Genomic DNA, 14,551 nt, shown 5'->3' with positions numbered 1-14,551 from the left:
ATGACGACGATTCAAGCCCCCGCGCTGGCGCCGTCTGCGCTCATCGCCGTGGTCGGCAGCGGCGCCATGGGTGGCGGCATCGCTCAGGTTGCGGCCGCGGCCGGCCACGTGGTCAAGCTCTTCGACAACCGCGCCGGCGCCGCTGCCAAGGCCATCGAGGGCCTGCGTGCCCAGTTCGGCAAGCTCGCCGAAAAGGGCAGGATGAGCGCCGAAGCCGCCCAGGCTGCGGGCGAGCGTCTGCGCGTGGCCGAGCAATTGAGCGACCTGGCCGATGCCGCGCTGGTGGTCGAGGCCATCGTCGAGAGCCTGGAGGCCAAGCAGAAGCTGTTCCGCGAGCTCGAAGGCATCGTCGGCAGCGACTGCATCTTCGGCACCAACACCTCGTCGATTTCGGTGACTTCGATCGGTGCTGCGCTCACGCACCCCGAGCGCCTGGCAGGACTGCACTTCTTCAACCCGGCGCCGGTCATGAAGCTGGTCGAGATCGTGTCGGGACTGGCCACCGCCAAGGCCGTGGCCGATACGCTCTACGCCACGGCCGCTGCGTGGGGCAAGACACCCGTGCATGCACGCTCGACCCCAGGCTTCATCGTCAATCGTGTCGCCCGTCCGTATTACGCCGAGGCGCTGCGCATTGTTCACGAAGGCGGCGGCGATTGCGCCACCATCGACGCGGTGATGCGCGACGCGGGCGGCTTTCGCATGGGGCCGTTCGAGCTCATGGACATGATCGGTCACGACGTGAACTTCGCCGTCACCCGCTCCGTATGGCAGGCGTTCTACAACGACCCGCGCTTTACGCCCTCGCTCATGCAGCAGGAGCTGGTTGAAGCCGGCTTCCTCGGGCGCAAGGCCGGGCGCGGTTTCTACGATTATCGTGAAGGCGCGGTGCGCCCCGAACCCCAGCTTGCGGTGGCGCAGTGTGTGCCTGCCGAGATCGTGCTGCATGGTGACTCGGCCGCTGCGCATGCCATTGCTGACCGCTTGTTCGAGCGCAAGATCGTCCATTCGTGGGGCGAAGCGACTGACGGCCGCATCGCCGAGGTGGGCGGCGCGGTGGTGTTCGTCACCGATGGTCGCAGCGCCACCCAGCGCGCGGCCGAAGCCGGCATCGAAAATGTGGTGCTGATCGACCTCGCACTGGACTACGGCAGCGCCACCCGCATTGCCGTCGGCGCTGCGATCAACTGCTGGGCGCCGGCCGTGGGCGCGGCAATCGGCATGTTGCAGGCGGCGGGATTTGCCGTCTGTCGTCTGTGCGATACGCCTGGTCTGGCGCTGATGCGCACCGTGGCGATGCTCGCCAACGAGGCCGCGGACGCGGTTAATCAAGGTGTGTGTGACGCTGCAGCGGCTGATTCGGCGATGTGCCTCGGGGTCAATTACCCGCGCGGCCCGCTGGCCTGGGCAGACCGCGTCGGTCTGCCGGTGATCTGCAGCGTGCTGTCCAATCTGGCGCGCTTTTACGGTGAAGACCGCTATCGCGTGTCACCGCTGATTCAGCAGCGCGTCCTTGCGGGGAAGAACATTCATGACTGATACGCCCGTCGACGCAGCGGCAGCCCAAGAGCTGGCCGAAGCGGTGGCCGAGGCCATGTGGTCGCGAGACCGCGCTGCCCAGGCGCTGGGCATGCGCATCGACAGCGTCGCCCCCGGGCGCGCGAGCTTGAGCATGCCGGTGCGCAGCGACATGGTGAATGGCCATCACATCTGCCATGGCGGGCTGATTTTCGCGCTCGCCGACACCGCCTTCGCCTACGCCTGCAACGCCTACAACCTCAATACGGTCGGCTCCGGCTGCAGCATCGACTATGTTGCGCCGGGCAAGGAAGGTGACACCTTGCAGGCCATCGCCGTCGAGCGCTCGCGCTCCGGACGCACTGGCGTTTATGACGTCGTCGTGCGTGATGGCGCAGGCAGGGACCTTGCCCTGTTCCGCGGCAAGAGCTACCGCATTGCCGGTGAAGTCATCGCCGGCCTGGCTGCCGGCCAGCGCTGATCGGCAAGTCGAAAAAAACAGAGAGGAGAGAGGACAAAGCCATGCCCGTGAAAAGCCCCCAAGCCGGTGATCTGGACCCGATCGAAACCGCCAGTCGCGACGAGATTTCGGCGCTTCAGCTGGAGCGTCTGCAGTGGTCGGTTCGCCACACCTACGACAACGTCGAGGCCTACCGCAAGCGCTGCGAAGAGAAAGGTGTTCATCCCGATGAGTTGAAGTCGCTCGCCGATCTCGCCAGGTTCCCCTTCATGACGAAGACGGATCTGCGCGACAACTACCCCTTCGGCCTGTTCGCCGTGCCGCGCGAAAAGGTGGCACGCCTGCACGCCTCGAGCGGCACCACCGGCAAGTCGGTGGTCGTGGGCTACACCAGGCGCGACCTCGACAACTGGGCTGACGTCGTCGCACGTTCGCTGCGTGCCGCGGGCGTGCGCGCGGGTGACATGGTGCATAACGCCTACGGTTACGGCATGTTCACCGGCGGTCTTGGCGCCCATTATGGTATCGAGCGCGCCGGCTGCACCGCGGTGCCGATGTCGGGTGGACAGACCGAGAAGCAGGTCCAGCAGATCATGGACTTCCGCCCCGACGCGATCATGGTCACGCCGTCCTACTCGCTGGTGATCGCCGAGGAGTTCGAGCGCCTGAACATCAAGCCCTCCGAGATCTCGCTCAAGGTCGGCATCTTCGGCGCCGAACCCTGGGGTGAGGGCATGCGCAGCGAGATCGAGCACAAGCTCGGCATCGACGCCATCGACATCTACGGTCTGACCGAAGTGATGGGGCCGGGCGTGGCCTGCGAATGCATCGAGACCAAGGACGGCCCGGTGATCTGGGAAGACCACTTCTACCCCGAGATCGTTGATCCGGAAACGGGCGAAGTGCTGCCCGACGGAGAGGACGGCGAGCTGGTGTTCACCTCGCTGACCAAGGAGGCCTTTCCCGTCATCCGCTACCGCACGCGCGATCTCACCCGCCTGCTGCCGCCCACCGCACGCGCCTTCCGCCGCATCGGCAAGATCACCGGGCGTTCGGACGACATGCTGATCGTGCGCGGTGTGAATGTGTTCCCGACCCAGTTCGAGGAGCAGATCCTGCGTGACAAGCGCCTGTCGGGCAATTACCAGATCGTGCTCACGCGTGACGGACACATGGACAACGTCGAGGTGCGCTGCGAGGTGCAGCGCGAGCTGTCGGGCAAGCTCAGCCGCAGCGAGACCGAGACCATCGCGCGCGAGTTGCAGCAGCACATCAAGACCATCATCGGCATCTCCACCAAGGTGAATGTGATGGAGTTCGAAGGCATTCCGCGCACCCTGACCGGCAAGGCTCGCCGCGTCATCGACCAGCGCCCGAAACAACTTTAAGGAGCTGACGATGACCGAAGCTTTCATTTGTGACGCCATCCGTACTCCCATTGGCCGCTACGGCGGTGCCCTGGCGACGGTGCGTGCCGACGATCTCGGCGCGGTGCCGCTCAAGGCCTTGATGACGCGCAATCCACAGGTCGATTGGGCGGCGGTGGAAGACATCATCTACGGCTGTGCCAATCAGGCCGGCGAGGACAACCGCAACGTGGCGCGCATGTCCGGCCTGCTCGCCGGGCTGCCGATCGAGGTGCCCGGCACCACGCTGAACCGCCTGTGCGGTTCGGGCATGGACGCCATCGGGCTTGCCGCGCGCTCGATCAAGTCCGGTGAAACCGAGCTCATGATCGCCGGCGGAGTGGAGAGCATGTCGCGTGCGCCCTTCGTCATGGGCAAGGCCGAGAGTGCGTTCTCGCGCAGCGCTGCGATCTACGACACCACCATCGGCTGGCGCTTCATCAACCCGCAGCTCAAGAAGCTCTACGAGACGCACTCGATGCCGCAGACCGCGGACAACGTCGCTGCCGAGTTCAATGTCTCGCGCGCCGACCAGGACGCCTTCGCGTTGCGCTCGCAGCAGCGCTGGGCAGCCGCGCACGCCGCCGGTCGCTTTGCCGATGAGCTGGTGCCGGTGGAGATCCCGCGCAAGAAGGGCGAGCCCGTGGTGTTCGACACTGACGAGCACCCGCGCCCCGAAACCACGCTGGAGATGCTGGCAAAGCTCAAGGGCGTCAATGGCCCTGAGCTGAGCGTCACCGCGGGCAACGCCTCCGGTGTCAATGACGGCGCGTGTGCGCTGTTGCTGGCTTCGCAAAGCGCCGCCGCCATCCATGGTCTGACCCCGCGTGCCCGTGTGCTGGCGATGGCCACCGCCGGAGTGGCGCCGCGCATCATGGGCTTCGGCCCGGCTCCCGCAGTGCGCAAGGTGCTGGCCAAGGCTGGGCTGAGGCTGGAGCAGATGGACGTCATCGAGCTCAACGAAGCTTTTGCCGCGCAGGGCCTGGCGGTGTTGCGCGACCTGGGTCTCGCCGACGATGAGGCGCGCGTGAACCCGAACGGTGGTGCCATCGCCATGGGCCACCCGCTGGGCATGAGCGGCGCGCGTCTGGTCACCACTGCGCTCTACGAGCTGCAGCGGCGCAATGGTCGCTACGCACTGTGCACGATGTGCATCGGGGTGGGCCAGGGCATCGCCATGATCATCGAGCGCGTGTAAGACAAAGGCAGACATCGACATGAGCTACGAAACCCTCGACATCGAACGCCAGGGCGCGGTCGCCACGGTGTGGATGAATCGACCGGAGGTGTTCAACGCCTTCAACGAGCAGCTGATCGACGATCTGGCCGCCGCCTGCGGCGCGCTCGAAGACGATGCGGGCGTGCGGGTGGTGGTGCTTGCGGGCCGGGGTCGCCACTTCTCGGCCGGCGCCGACCTCAACTGGATGCAACGTGCCTCGGCTTGCACTGAGGCCGAGAACCTGGCCGATGCGCGCAAGTTCGCTGCCATGTTGCAGGCGCTGTCGGGCTTGCCCAAGCCCACGATCGCCCGTGTGCAGGGCGCTGCGCTGGGCGGCGGCACCGGTCTGGCGGCGGCGTGCGACATGGTGGTGGCGGCGGACAACGCACAGTTCTCCACCTCGGAGGTGAAGTTCGGGATCATCCCCGCGGTGATCAGCCCCTACGTGCTGCGCGCCATTGGCCCGCGCCACGCCTTGCGCTATTTCCAGACCGCGGAGAAGTTTTCTGCCGCCGAGGCCAAGGCCATTGGCCTGGTGAGTGAGCTGGTGACGCTCGATGAGCTCGATGCCGGTGTGGCGAAGCTGGTGCAGTCCCTGCTGACAGGAGGCCCCCTCGCCCAGCAAGCGGCAAAGGAGTTGATCGCGGCCATCAGCGGGCGGCAGATCGACGCCGCGGTGGGAGAGGAAACCGCGCTGCGCATCGCGCGCCAGCGCGCAGGCGCCGAGGCCAGAGAAGGCATCACCGCCTTTCTGCACAAGCGCCCAGCTGCCTGGCAGACCTGAAGCTCGGCAGCGCGAAACGCGAACGGCGGTTTGCTTGCTGAGTCGAAACTTGTGTCCCCGCCCCGGTATCCGCCGGGTGGGTATTTGGAGGAGAGAGCATATGTATACGCAATCAATGGATATTCCGGACGGGGCCGCGAAGAAGCCGACGGCCGTGCCGGATGCCATGAGTGAGCAAGAGGCCGCCTTCGAGGCGCGCATCGCGGCGGATGGTCGTATCGAGCCGCAGGACTGGATGCCAGCGGCCTATCGCAAGACCCTGGTGCGACAGATCAGCCAGCACGCGCACAGCGAGATTGTCGGCATGCTGCCCGAAGGTAACTGGATCTCCCGTGCGCCCAGTCTGAAGCGCAAGGCGATCCTGATCGCCAAGGTGCAGGATGAAGGCGGCCACGGTCTTTACCTGTATTCCGCAGCCGAGACGCTGGGCACGGGGCGCGACGAAATGCTCGAGGGGCTGCATTCGGGCAAGGCCAAGTACAGCTCCATCTTCAATTACCCGACCCTGAACTGGGCCGATGTCGGTGTGATCGGCTGGCTGGTCGATGGCGCGGCGATCATGAACCAGGTGCCGCTGTGCCGCTGTTCCTACGGCCCCTATGCGCGCGCCATGATCCGTGTGTGCAAGGAGGAGTCCTTCCATCAGCGTCAGGGCTACGAAGCACTGTTGGTGATGATGAAGGGCACGGAAGAGCAAAAGGCGATGGTGCAGGACGCGGTCAATCGTTACTGGTGGAAGTGCCTGGCCATGTTCGGCCCGCCTGATGCCGACAGCCCGCACAGTGCGCAGGGCATGCGCTGGGGGATCAAGCGCATCAGCAACGATGACCTGCGCCAGAAGTTCATCGACGCCACCGTGCCGCAAGCGAAGGTGCTGGGCGTGACCCTGCCCGACCCCGACCTGAAGTGGAACGAGGCACGCGGTCATTACGACTATGGCCAGATCGACTGGGACGAGTTCTGGAACACCGTAGCGGGCAACGGCCCGTGCAACAAGGAGCGCCTGGCCACTCGCGTCAAGGCACACAACGATGGTCAGTGGGTGCGCGACGCAGCCCTGGCCTATGCCCACAAGCAGCAAGAACGCGCCATCAAGGAGGCAGCATGACCACCAAACCCGCACTGAAGGATTGGCCCCTCTGGGAAGTCTTCGTTCGCAGCAAGCAAGGCCTGGAGCACAAGCACTGTGGCAGCCTGCACGCCGCCGACGCGGGCCAGGCGCTGCACATGGCGCGTGACGTCTACACCCGGCGCCAGGAAGGCGTCAGCATCTGGGTGCTGCCCTCGTCGGCCATCACCGCGAGCAACCCGGACGAGAAGGGCGAGTTCTTCGATCCGGCCGCCGACAAGATCTATCGTCACCCGACCTTCTACGAAATTCCTGAAGAAGTGGGGCACATGTAATGAGCACGCTGAACGATTACCTGCTCCATCTGGCCGACAACGCGGTCGTGCTGGGTCAGCGCAATGCCGAGTGGTGTGGGCATGGTCCGGTTCTGGAAGAGGACCTGGCGCTGGCCAATGTCAGCCTCGACCACATCGGCCAGGCACGCCTGCTGTACCAGCATGCCGCCGCCGTGATCGGGGGCGATGCCAGCGAGGACAAGCTCGCGTATTTTCGTGAGCCGCACGAGTTTCGCAACTACACCTTGCTGGAGCTGCCTCACCGTGGGCCCTTGGTCGGCTATGCGGCTGCCGACCGCGACTACGCGACCACCATCGTGCGCAATTTCTTGTACTCGGCGCTGATGGTCATGGTGTGGGACAAGCTGCAGAGCTCGTCCGACGAGACCCTGGCGGCGATCGCAGCGAAGTCGCTGAAGGAGACCAGCTACCACTTGCACCATGCACGTGACTGGCTGATCCGCCTGGGGGACGGCACTGAAGAGTCGCATGCGCGTGCGCAGGCGGCGGTGAACCATCTGCTGCCCTACACCGAGGAGTTCTGGACCAGCAGTGAGGCCGAGCGCGCCGCGGTGGCAGCGGGAGTGGGTGTGGATGTGCCTGCCTTGCGCGCGGACTGGGACGCTCTGGTGAACGAGACCCTGGCCGAGGCGACGCTGACGCGTCCCGATTTCCAGGGCTACATCACCGAGGGCAAGGTCGGCTTGCACTCCGAGCACTTGAGCTTCCTGCTCGGGGAGATGCAAGGGCTGGCCCGCGCACACCCCAACGCTAGCTGGTAAGGCGAATCGTCATGAGCAGCACAGTCGATAAGGTCTGGGCCATTCTGGAGCACCTGACCGACCCCGAGATCCCGGTGGTGACCCTGCGCGAGTTGGGCATCCTGCGCGATGTGCGCGAGGGCGCCGATGAGATCGAGGTTGTCATCACGCCGACCTACAGCGGTTGTCCAGCGATGGGTCAGATCGAAGACGACGTACGTGCAAGCCTGGAACAGGCCGGCATCGCAGCGCGGGTGCTGACCCAGCTCGCGCCGGCCTGGACCACCGACTGGATGACCGACGAGGCCAAGGAAAAGCTGCGCCAGTACGGCATCGCGCCGCCGCACACCCTGCCCAAGGGCGTCAGCGTGGTGCAGTTCGTAAAGCGCAAGCCCGAGCCCGTGGCCTGCCCGCAGTGTGGCTCGACGCATACGGTCGTCACATCCCAGTTCGGTTCCACCGCGTGCAAGGCGCTTTACCGTTGCCTCGACTGCCAGGAACCCTTCGACTACTTCAAGCCCTATTGAGGGCCGGAGCCAAACGACATGTCAGCACCTCGTTTTCAAGCACTCTCCGTCAAGCGCGTGAGCCCGGAGGCGGCCGGGGCGGTAGCCATCACCTTCGCCATCCCCGAGTCCGATCGAGCGCGTTTCACATTTGAGCCGGGTCAGTTCCTCACCCTGCGCGCCACCATCGATGGCCAGGACGTGCGCCGCACCTACTCCATCAGCAGTCCCCGCAGCCGGCTTGCGCGCGACGGCGAGCTCGAGATCGGCATCCGTCCGGTCGAAGGCGGCGTGTTCTCGAATTGGGCGGCACAGGCGATCAAGGTTGGCGACGCACTTCAGGTCATGCCGCCGGACGGGCGCTTCGTGGTCAAGAAGAAGCGCGCCATTCATCGCGTGGGTTTTGCTGCCGGCTCGGGCATCACGCCCTTGCTGTCGATCGTGGCGAGCACGCTGGAGGAGCAGCCTGAGTCGAAATTCACCTTGATCTACGGTAATCGTCGCTGGTCTACCGTGATGTTCAACGAAGCGCTGCAGGATCTGAAGGATCGTTTTCGCGACCGTCTGACCATGATTCACATCTTGTCGCGTCAGGCGCAGGAAGTGGACCTGCTCGAAGGTCGTATCGATGGCGACAAGGTACGCCAGCTCATCAGCGCCCTGCTGCCGGTAGGCAGCATGGACGAAGTCTTCGTCTGTGGCCCGGACGAGATGATCACGGCTACCGAGGCTGCGCTGGTGCAGGCCGGTGTTCCGGCTGATCGCATCTATAGCGAGCGCTTCACCGCCAATCTGCCCACCGGCGTCACCGGCGCCATGTGTGTCGGGGTCGCGAGTGCGGCCGAGGCGTCGGCCAACGCCGCCAAGGACATCACCATGACCTTGCTTCTGGACGGCAAGGAGCACGAGCTTGCGATCGGCCCCGATGAGCACATCCTCGACGCCGCGCTCAATGCCGGCCTTGATCTGCCGTTCTCGTGCAAGGCGGGGGTGTGCTGCACCTGTCGTGCCAAGGTGCTCGACGGTGAGGTGGTGATGGACAAGAACTTTACCCTCGAAGCCGACGAAATCGAGCAGGGCTTTGTGTTGAGCTGTCAGGCGCGCGCGACCAGCAAGCAGCTCAGGGTGAGTTTCGACGAGCGCTGAAGCACGTTTGCAAGGGGGGTAATCCCTGCCAGTGTCATCTGCGGCCACTTCAGTGGCCGTTTTTTTGCTTGTTTGCGAAGGCGGGCAGGGTGCTGATACAGATCAACGAACAGCGCTTGCTCCCTGCCTAGACTGCTGGAGTTCACCCACGATCGTCGAAGGCGGCCATGCGCAACACTCATTACCTCAGTTCGATGTTCGAGCCGACTTCGGTGGCCGTGATCGGCGCCTCCGAGGTGGCTCAATCGGTGGGCTGCGTCATTTTCAGCAACCTGGTCGATGGCGGATTTCGCGGTGCGCTGCATGCGGTCAATCCGAAGCACGAGACCGTGATGGGCAGGAAATGCCATCGCACGGTGGAAGAGATCGGCGCTCGCGTCGATCTCGCCATCATCGCCACGCCGGCGCGCACCTTGCACGCGGTGGTCGAACAGTGCGGTCGCGCCGGGGTGAGCAATGCCGTGCTGGTGACCGCGCTTGAACGCGGCGACAGAGCGCTTGAGCAGCGCGTGCTCGATACCGCGCGCGCTGCCCGCGTGCGCCTGCTCGGGCCAGGCAGCCTTGGCATCCTGCGCCCGCAGGCCGGACTGTACGCGGCGCTGAGCCGCATCGCGGTGGCGAGCGGCGAGCTGGCGCTGGTGACACAGTCGGGGGCAATGTGTTCGGTGGTGCTGGACTGGGCGGCAACGCACCAGATCGGCTTCTCGTCGGTGATCTCGCTGAGCACTGCGATCGATGTGGATTTCGGCGAGACGCTCGATTACCTCGCCCATGACGAGCGCACCCGATACATCCTGCTGCATGTCGATCATGTGCGCAACGCGCGCCGCTTCATGAGCGCCTTGCGGTCCGCGGCGCGCATCAAACCCATCATCCTGTTCAAGACCGGCCGTCACGAGCAGCACGGCGTGCGCGGCGAGGCCAGCGTGGGTGAGGCCTCCCTGGCGGACGCCGTGTTCGACGCGGCGATGCGCCGGGCCGGTGTTGTACGCGTGCAGAATATCGGCCAGTTGTTCTTCGCCGCGCGTGCGTTCGCATCGGGCTTTCGGCCGCGCCTGGAGGCGCTCGCCATCATCACCAACGGCGCCGGCCCGGGTGCCATCGCCGCCGATCGTGCGGGCGACCTGAGCACCCCCCTGGTCGGCGTGTCTGCGCCCACGCGGGCTGCACTGGCGAAGCTCAAGATCGGCGAGGGAGGGGGCGGTAACCCGCTCGATCTCGGTGGCGATGCGCCGGCCCAGCGCTACCGTGATGCGATCGTCGCCTTTGCCGATGACCCTGAGATCCACAATGTGCTGGTGATTCTGTCGCCGCATGCGATGACGGATCCGGTCGAGATCGCGCGCGCGGTGGTCGAGGTGTCGCGCAGCGTGAGCCTGAGCATCTGCTGCTGCTGGATGGGGGGCGGCCAGGTTGCGCAGGGGCGTGCCGTGCTCGAGCAGGCAGGTATCCCGGTATTCCATGCGCCGGAAACGGCGGTCGAACTGTTTCACAACATCTCCCAGTTCTATCGCCATCAAACCCTGCGCTTGCAGACGGCCGGGCAAACCGCGCATGCAGACGGCAGCGGTGCGTCGGGTGCACGCATGCTGGTCGAGGCGCTGCTCAACCAGCGCCGCACGCTGCTGTCGACCATGGAGGCCAAGGCTTTGCTGCGCAGTTTCGGCGTGCCGGTGACGCAGACCATGGTGGCGCACGACGTCACTGAGGCGTTGTTCGTTGCCGAGCAAGTGGGCTTTCCGGTCGTCATGAAGATCGACTCGCCCGATCTGGCGCACAAGGCCGAAGCCGGCGGGGTGCGACTTAACCTGACAACAACCGAATCGGTGTGGAGCGCATTCCAGGACATCGTTGGCAGCGTGCGTGTCCGACTCCCGGAGGCGCGCATCACCGGGGTGTCGATTGAACCCTATCTGCACTGCCCGCACGGGCGCGAGCTGCGCCTGAGCGCGTTCCGTGACCCTGTGTTCGGCCCCGTCATCAGCCTCGGTCCCGGGGGTGCGGCAATGGCCCACATCCGCGACCGCGCCTATGGGCTGCCACCGCTCAACGCTGTCCTCGCTCGCGATCTGATCGAGACGCCACAGTTGGCGCACGTGCTCGGGGGTGTCGGCGCGCAGCCCGCGGTGGACCGCGCTGCGCTCGAGCGCGTGCTGGTCGCCGTGTCCGATCTGTTGTGCGAGTTGCCCTGGGTCAGCGAGCTGATCATCGACCCGCTGATTGCAGACGAGCAGGGCGCGATCGTCGCCGATGCCCGCGTCGTCATTGATCAGGGTTTGCCCGCGGGCAGCGATCCCTATTCGCACATGGCGATCCACCCCTATCCGGCTCATCTCAGCCAGAACTGGAAGATGTCCGATGGCCGCACCGTACGCATGCGCCCTGTGCGTCCTGAAGACGCGGCGCTGGTGCAGGATCTCTTTGACCGGCTCAGCCCCGAGGCACGCTATTACCGCTTCATGGAGGAGATCGAGACCCTGCCCCCGGGGCTGATCAACCGCTTCACCCAGATCGACTACGACCGCGAGATGGCCCTGATCGCCCTCACGCGCGAGGAGGGCGTCGACACCATGATCGGCAGCGCACGCTATTCGCTGGCGGCCGATGGAGAGTCGGTGGAGTTTGCGCTGGTGGTTGCAGACGACTGGCAGCGCTTCGGGCTGGGTCGGCGCCTGATGGGGGCACTCATCGAGTGCGCGCGCGCGAAGGGTTTTCGCAGCATCGTGGGCGACGTCCTGGGCAACAATGCCAAGATGTTGCGCCTGATGCAGGGGCTGGGCTTTGCGGTGCAGCCCCACCCCGAGGAGGGCAGCTTGCGCCACGTCATCAAGGACTTGCACGCTCAGTCGGCGCAGTGTGCGGCCTCGATGCGCTGAGTTGGTACGTTGAGTCTGCGGCACACTCATGAATGCGCGGTGAATCCACCCATTACCGCCAGGACATGAATAGGGAGTTGTAAAAGCAAAATGCCAACCCGAGGGCTGGCATTTTGCTTTTTACTTGGCGGAGTGGACGGGACTCGAACCCGCGACCCCCGGCGTGACAGGCCGGTATTCTAACCAACTGAACTACCACTCCGGAACTGCATCCTGCGCTGGCGTGCAGCGCTGAAACTGGAGCGGGAAACGAGGCTCGAACTCGCGACCTCAACCTTGGCAAGGTTGCGCTCTACCAACTGAGCTATTCCCGCATTGAAACTGTGCGCCTGGGGCCGAGCCGCATGGTGCCCATGGGCAGGATTGAACTGCCGGCCTCTCCCTTACCAAGGGAGTGCTCTGCCACTGAGCTACATGGGCGCTGCCCTGCTTGTTCCGGTCAAGCCACTTTCCGGAACCGAGAACATCGGCTCTTGTGAAGCGATGTTCTCCTTGTCTGGTGGGGGCACTAGGACTCGAACCTAGGACCAATTGATTAAGAGTCAACTGCTCTACCAACTGAGCTATACCCCCGGTGCCTTGCGGCAAGCTGAACTCGCGTTCAGCAAAGAGGCGCGAATGATAACCGCGGATTTCGTGCAGCGCAATACTTCCCAGCGTACTTCGCACACCCTCGCGGATTGAGGTGGCGCTCAGCCCAGAATGCGCCCGCTGCGCCGCCGCGTACCGACCCCCGCGAGCCCGCCCAGGCCTTGCGCGCCGTGGGCGTGACAGATGGCGCAGGCGAGCGCGTCGGCGGCGTCGGTGCTGGGAATGGCGTCGAGCAGGAGCAGGCGCTGCACCATGTGCTGCACCTGCTCCTTGGCTGCCTTGCCGTAGCCGACGACCGACTGCTTGACCTGCAGTGCGGTGTATTCGGCCACTGCCAGGTCGCACGACACCGCGCCGCAGATCACCGCACCGCGCGCCTGGCCGAGCAGCAGCGTGGATTGTGGATTGACGTTGACGAACACCTTTTCCACCGCGACCACGTCGGGCTGGTAGGTGGCGATCACCTCACGCACACCGTCGAGCAGGGTCTTGAGGCGGCCGGGCAGCTCGCCGTCGCGGGTCTTGATGCAACCGCTGGCGACGTAGCGCAGCTGGCTGCCGAGCTGGTCCACCACACCGAAGCCGGTGATGCGCAAGCCCGGATCGAGGCCGAGGATGCGGGTGGCGACGCGTTGTGAGGCGCTGGTGCTCAAAGTTGTACCGCGGTACCGCTGACGCACACCATCAGCATGCCGTTGTCGGCGCCCAGCACTTCGTAGTCGACATCGACACCGATCACCGCATTGGCGCCCAGTTTTTGCGCTTCTTCCTGCATCTCCCCCATGGCGATGCGGCGGGCGTCGGCCAGGGTGCGCTCGTAGCTACCCGCACGGCCGCCGACGACGTTGCGGATGGACGCGAACATGTCCTTGAACAGGTTGGCGCCGATGATGGCTTCGCCATTGACGACGCCGAGGTACTGGCGCACGGGACGGCCGTCGAGCGAGGAGGTGGTGGTCATCAGCATGGCGTTTGCTCCGGTGGATGGAGCTCCGATTCTAGCCCTTGCGCGCGAGCCACACGCCGGCCACTGCCACGCTCATGCCCACGAGCGCGATCACGCTCAGGGTCTCGCCGAACATCGCCCACGCAATGAGCGCGGTGGTGGGTGGGGTGAGGTAGAACAGGCTGGCCACATTGACCGCGCTGCCGCTGCGGATCAGCAGGTTGAGCAGGCTGATCGCGCCCAGCGACAGCACCAGTACCAGCCACAGCAGGGCGAAGATGAATTCGCCGCTCCAGTCGATGTGCAGGCTCTCGGTCTGGCTGGCGACGAGGGCGGTGAGCGCCAGGGTGGGCACAAACTGCACCACCGAGCCGGTGCGCAGATCGAAGCGTGGGCAGAAGCGCTTCTGGTACAGGGTGCCGGCGGTGATGCCCAGCAGCGCGGCGAGCGCCGGTGTCAGCATGTGGGTGAGCTCGGCGAAGGCCACGCCGTCGACCGTGGCCTTGCTGCCGACCACCAGGCTGACTCCGGCAAAGCCCAGCGCCAGCCCCAGCCACTGTCGCGCCGACACGCGCTCGCCCAGCAGCAGTCCGGCACAGGCTGCGGTCAGCAGTGGCTGCATGCCCACCACCAGTGCCGACACGCCTGCCGGCAGGCCGCGGTGGATCGACATGAACACCCCGCCCAGGTACAGGCCGTGCACCAGCAGCCCGGTGATGCCGATATGCACGGCGTCGCGCGCGCGCGCCGGCCAGGGTGCGCGCATCGCCAGCGCCAGCAGCGTCATGAGCGCGATCACCAGCACGTAGCGCGTACTGAGAAAGCTCAGTGGCTCGGCATAGGGCAGGCCGAACTTGGCGCCGATGAAGCCGGTGCTCCACAGCAGCACGAACAGCAGGGGGGTGATGCGCTGAAACAGCGAGGCGGATTGCAT

At 65.3% G+C, this 14,551-nt stretch carries 14 protein-coding genes and 4 tRNA genes; 11 read left to right on the top strand and 7 right to left on the bottom strand.

Annotated elements, in window-relative coordinates; translation table 11 throughout:
- The 11 genes from M622_RS24235 (at position 1) to M622_RS24185 (ending at position 12,080) form a co-directional block, all read left to right on the top strand.
- Complete coding sequence (locus M622_RS24235) at positions 1-1,539, top strand: 3-hydroxyacyl-CoA dehydrogenase (protein ID WP_370696028.1); 1,539 nt, start codon at positions 1-3, stop codon at positions 1,537-1,539.
- Complete coding sequence (gene paaI / locus M622_RS24230) at positions 1,532-1,999, top strand: hydroxyphenylacetyl-CoA thioesterase PaaI (protein ID WP_021248153.1); 468 nt, start codon at positions 1,532-1,534, stop codon at positions 1,997-1,999. Before M622_RS24235 ends, paaI begins: the two co-directional genes overlap by 8 nt.
- A 41-nt stretch (positions 2,000-2,040) precedes the next feature.
- Entirely contained in the window at positions 2,041-3,366 is a 1,326-nt protein-coding gene (gene paaK / locus M622_RS24225) for a phenylacetate--CoA ligase PaaK (protein ID WP_021248152.1), read from the top strand.
- A gap of 10 nt (positions 3,367-3,376) precedes the next feature.
- Positions 3,377-4,582, top strand: a complete 1,206-nt coding sequence (gene pcaF / locus M622_RS24220; RefSeq protein WP_021248151.1) for a 3-oxoadipyl-CoA thiolase — start codon at positions 3,377-3,379, stop codon at positions 4,580-4,582.
- 19 nt (positions 4,583-4,601) lie between these two features.
- Entirely contained in the window at positions 4,602-5,387 is a 786-nt protein-coding gene (locus tag M622_RS24215; protein ID WP_021248150.1) for an enoyl-CoA hydratase/isomerase family protein, read from the top strand.
- Positions 5,388-5,487: 100 nt separating this feature from the next.
- On the top strand, positions 5,488-6,495 hold the full coding sequence (paaA, locus tag M622_RS24210; RefSeq protein ID WP_031346302.1) for a 1,2-phenylacetyl-CoA epoxidase subunit PaaA: 1,008 nt from the start codon (positions 5,488-5,490) through the stop codon (positions 6,493-6,495).
- Positions 6,492-6,791 carry a 1,2-phenylacetyl-CoA epoxidase subunit PaaB gene (gene paaB, locus M622_RS24205; RefSeq protein WP_021248148.1) on the top strand — a complete coding sequence of 100 codons (300 nt, stop codon included), beginning with the start codon at positions 6,492-6,494 and terminating at the stop codon, positions 6,789-6,791. The genes paaA and paaB overlap by 4 nt, the downstream gene beginning before the upstream one ends.
- Positions 6,791-7,573, top strand: coding sequence for a 1,2-phenylacetyl-CoA epoxidase subunit PaaC (gene paaC / locus M622_RS24200; RefSeq protein WP_021248147.1), 783 nt, complete (start codon positions 6,791-6,793; stop codon positions 7,571-7,573). The genes paaB and paaC overlap by 1 nt, the downstream gene beginning before the upstream one ends.
- An 11-nt stretch (positions 7,574-7,584) precedes the next feature.
- A complete protein-coding gene (gene paaD / locus M622_RS24195) occupies positions 7,585-8,079 on the top strand; it encodes a 1,2-phenylacetyl-CoA epoxidase subunit PaaD (protein ID WP_021248146.1) in 495 nt (164 codons plus the stop codon).
- Between the two features lie 18 nt (positions 8,080-8,097).
- Positions 8,098-9,204, top strand: a complete 1,107-nt coding sequence (locus tag M622_RS24190; protein ID WP_021248145.1) for a 2Fe-2S iron-sulfur cluster-binding protein — start codon at positions 8,098-8,100, stop codon at positions 9,202-9,204.
- Between the two features lie 167 nt (positions 9,205-9,371).
- Complete coding sequence (locus tag M622_RS24185) at positions 9,372-12,080, top strand: bifunctional acetate--CoA ligase family protein/GNAT family N-acetyltransferase (protein WP_021248144.1); 2,709 nt, start codon at positions 9,372-9,374, stop codon at positions 12,078-12,080.
- Between the two features lie 125 nt (positions 12,081-12,205).
- Here the strand turns inward: M622_RS24185 and M622_RS24180 are convergent.
- The 7 genes from M622_RS24180 to M622_RS24150 all read right to left on the bottom strand — a co-directional run bounded on the left by M622_RS24180 (position 12,206) and on the right by M622_RS24150 (position 14,551).
- A tRNA-Asp gene (locus tag M622_RS24180) sits at positions 12,206-12,282 on the bottom strand.
- Positions 12,283-12,318: 36 nt separating this feature from the next.
- Positions 12,319-12,394, bottom strand: a tRNA-Gly gene (locus M622_RS24175).
- 31 nt (positions 12,395-12,425) lie between these two features.
- A tRNA-Thr gene (locus tag M622_RS24170) sits at positions 12,426-12,500 on the bottom strand.
- Between the two features lie 77 nt (positions 12,501-12,577).
- Positions 12,578-12,653 (bottom strand) — tRNA-Lys (locus M622_RS24165).
- 119 nt (positions 12,654-12,772) lie between these two features.
- Positions 12,773-13,324: a crossover junction endodeoxyribonuclease RuvC gene (gene ruvC, locus M622_RS24160; RefSeq protein WP_021248143.1), complete on the bottom strand. Its 552-nt coding sequence runs from the start codon at positions 13,322-13,324 to the stop codon at positions 12,773-12,775.
- A complete protein-coding gene (locus M622_RS24155; protein WP_021248142.1) occupies positions 13,321-13,638 on the bottom strand; it encodes a heavy metal-binding domain-containing protein in 318 nt (105 codons plus the stop codon). The genes ruvC and M622_RS24155 overlap by 4 nt, the downstream gene beginning before the upstream one ends.
- 31 nt (positions 13,639-13,669) lie before the next feature.
- The gene (locus M622_RS24150; RefSeq protein ID WP_021248141.1) at positions 13,670-14,551 is read right to left on the bottom strand and encodes a DMT family transporter; all 882 of its coding nucleotides are present in this window, start codon (positions 14,549-14,551) and stop codon (positions 13,670-13,672) included.

Origin of the sequence: Thauera terpenica 58Eu (genome assembly GCF_000443165.1) — a bacterium.
GTDB lineage: Bacteria > Pseudomonadota > Gammaproteobacteria > Burkholderiales > Rhodocyclaceae > Thauera > Thauera terpenica.
Note: the sequence above shows the minus strand (reverse complement) of the source record. Positions and strands in the feature narration are given on the sequence as shown.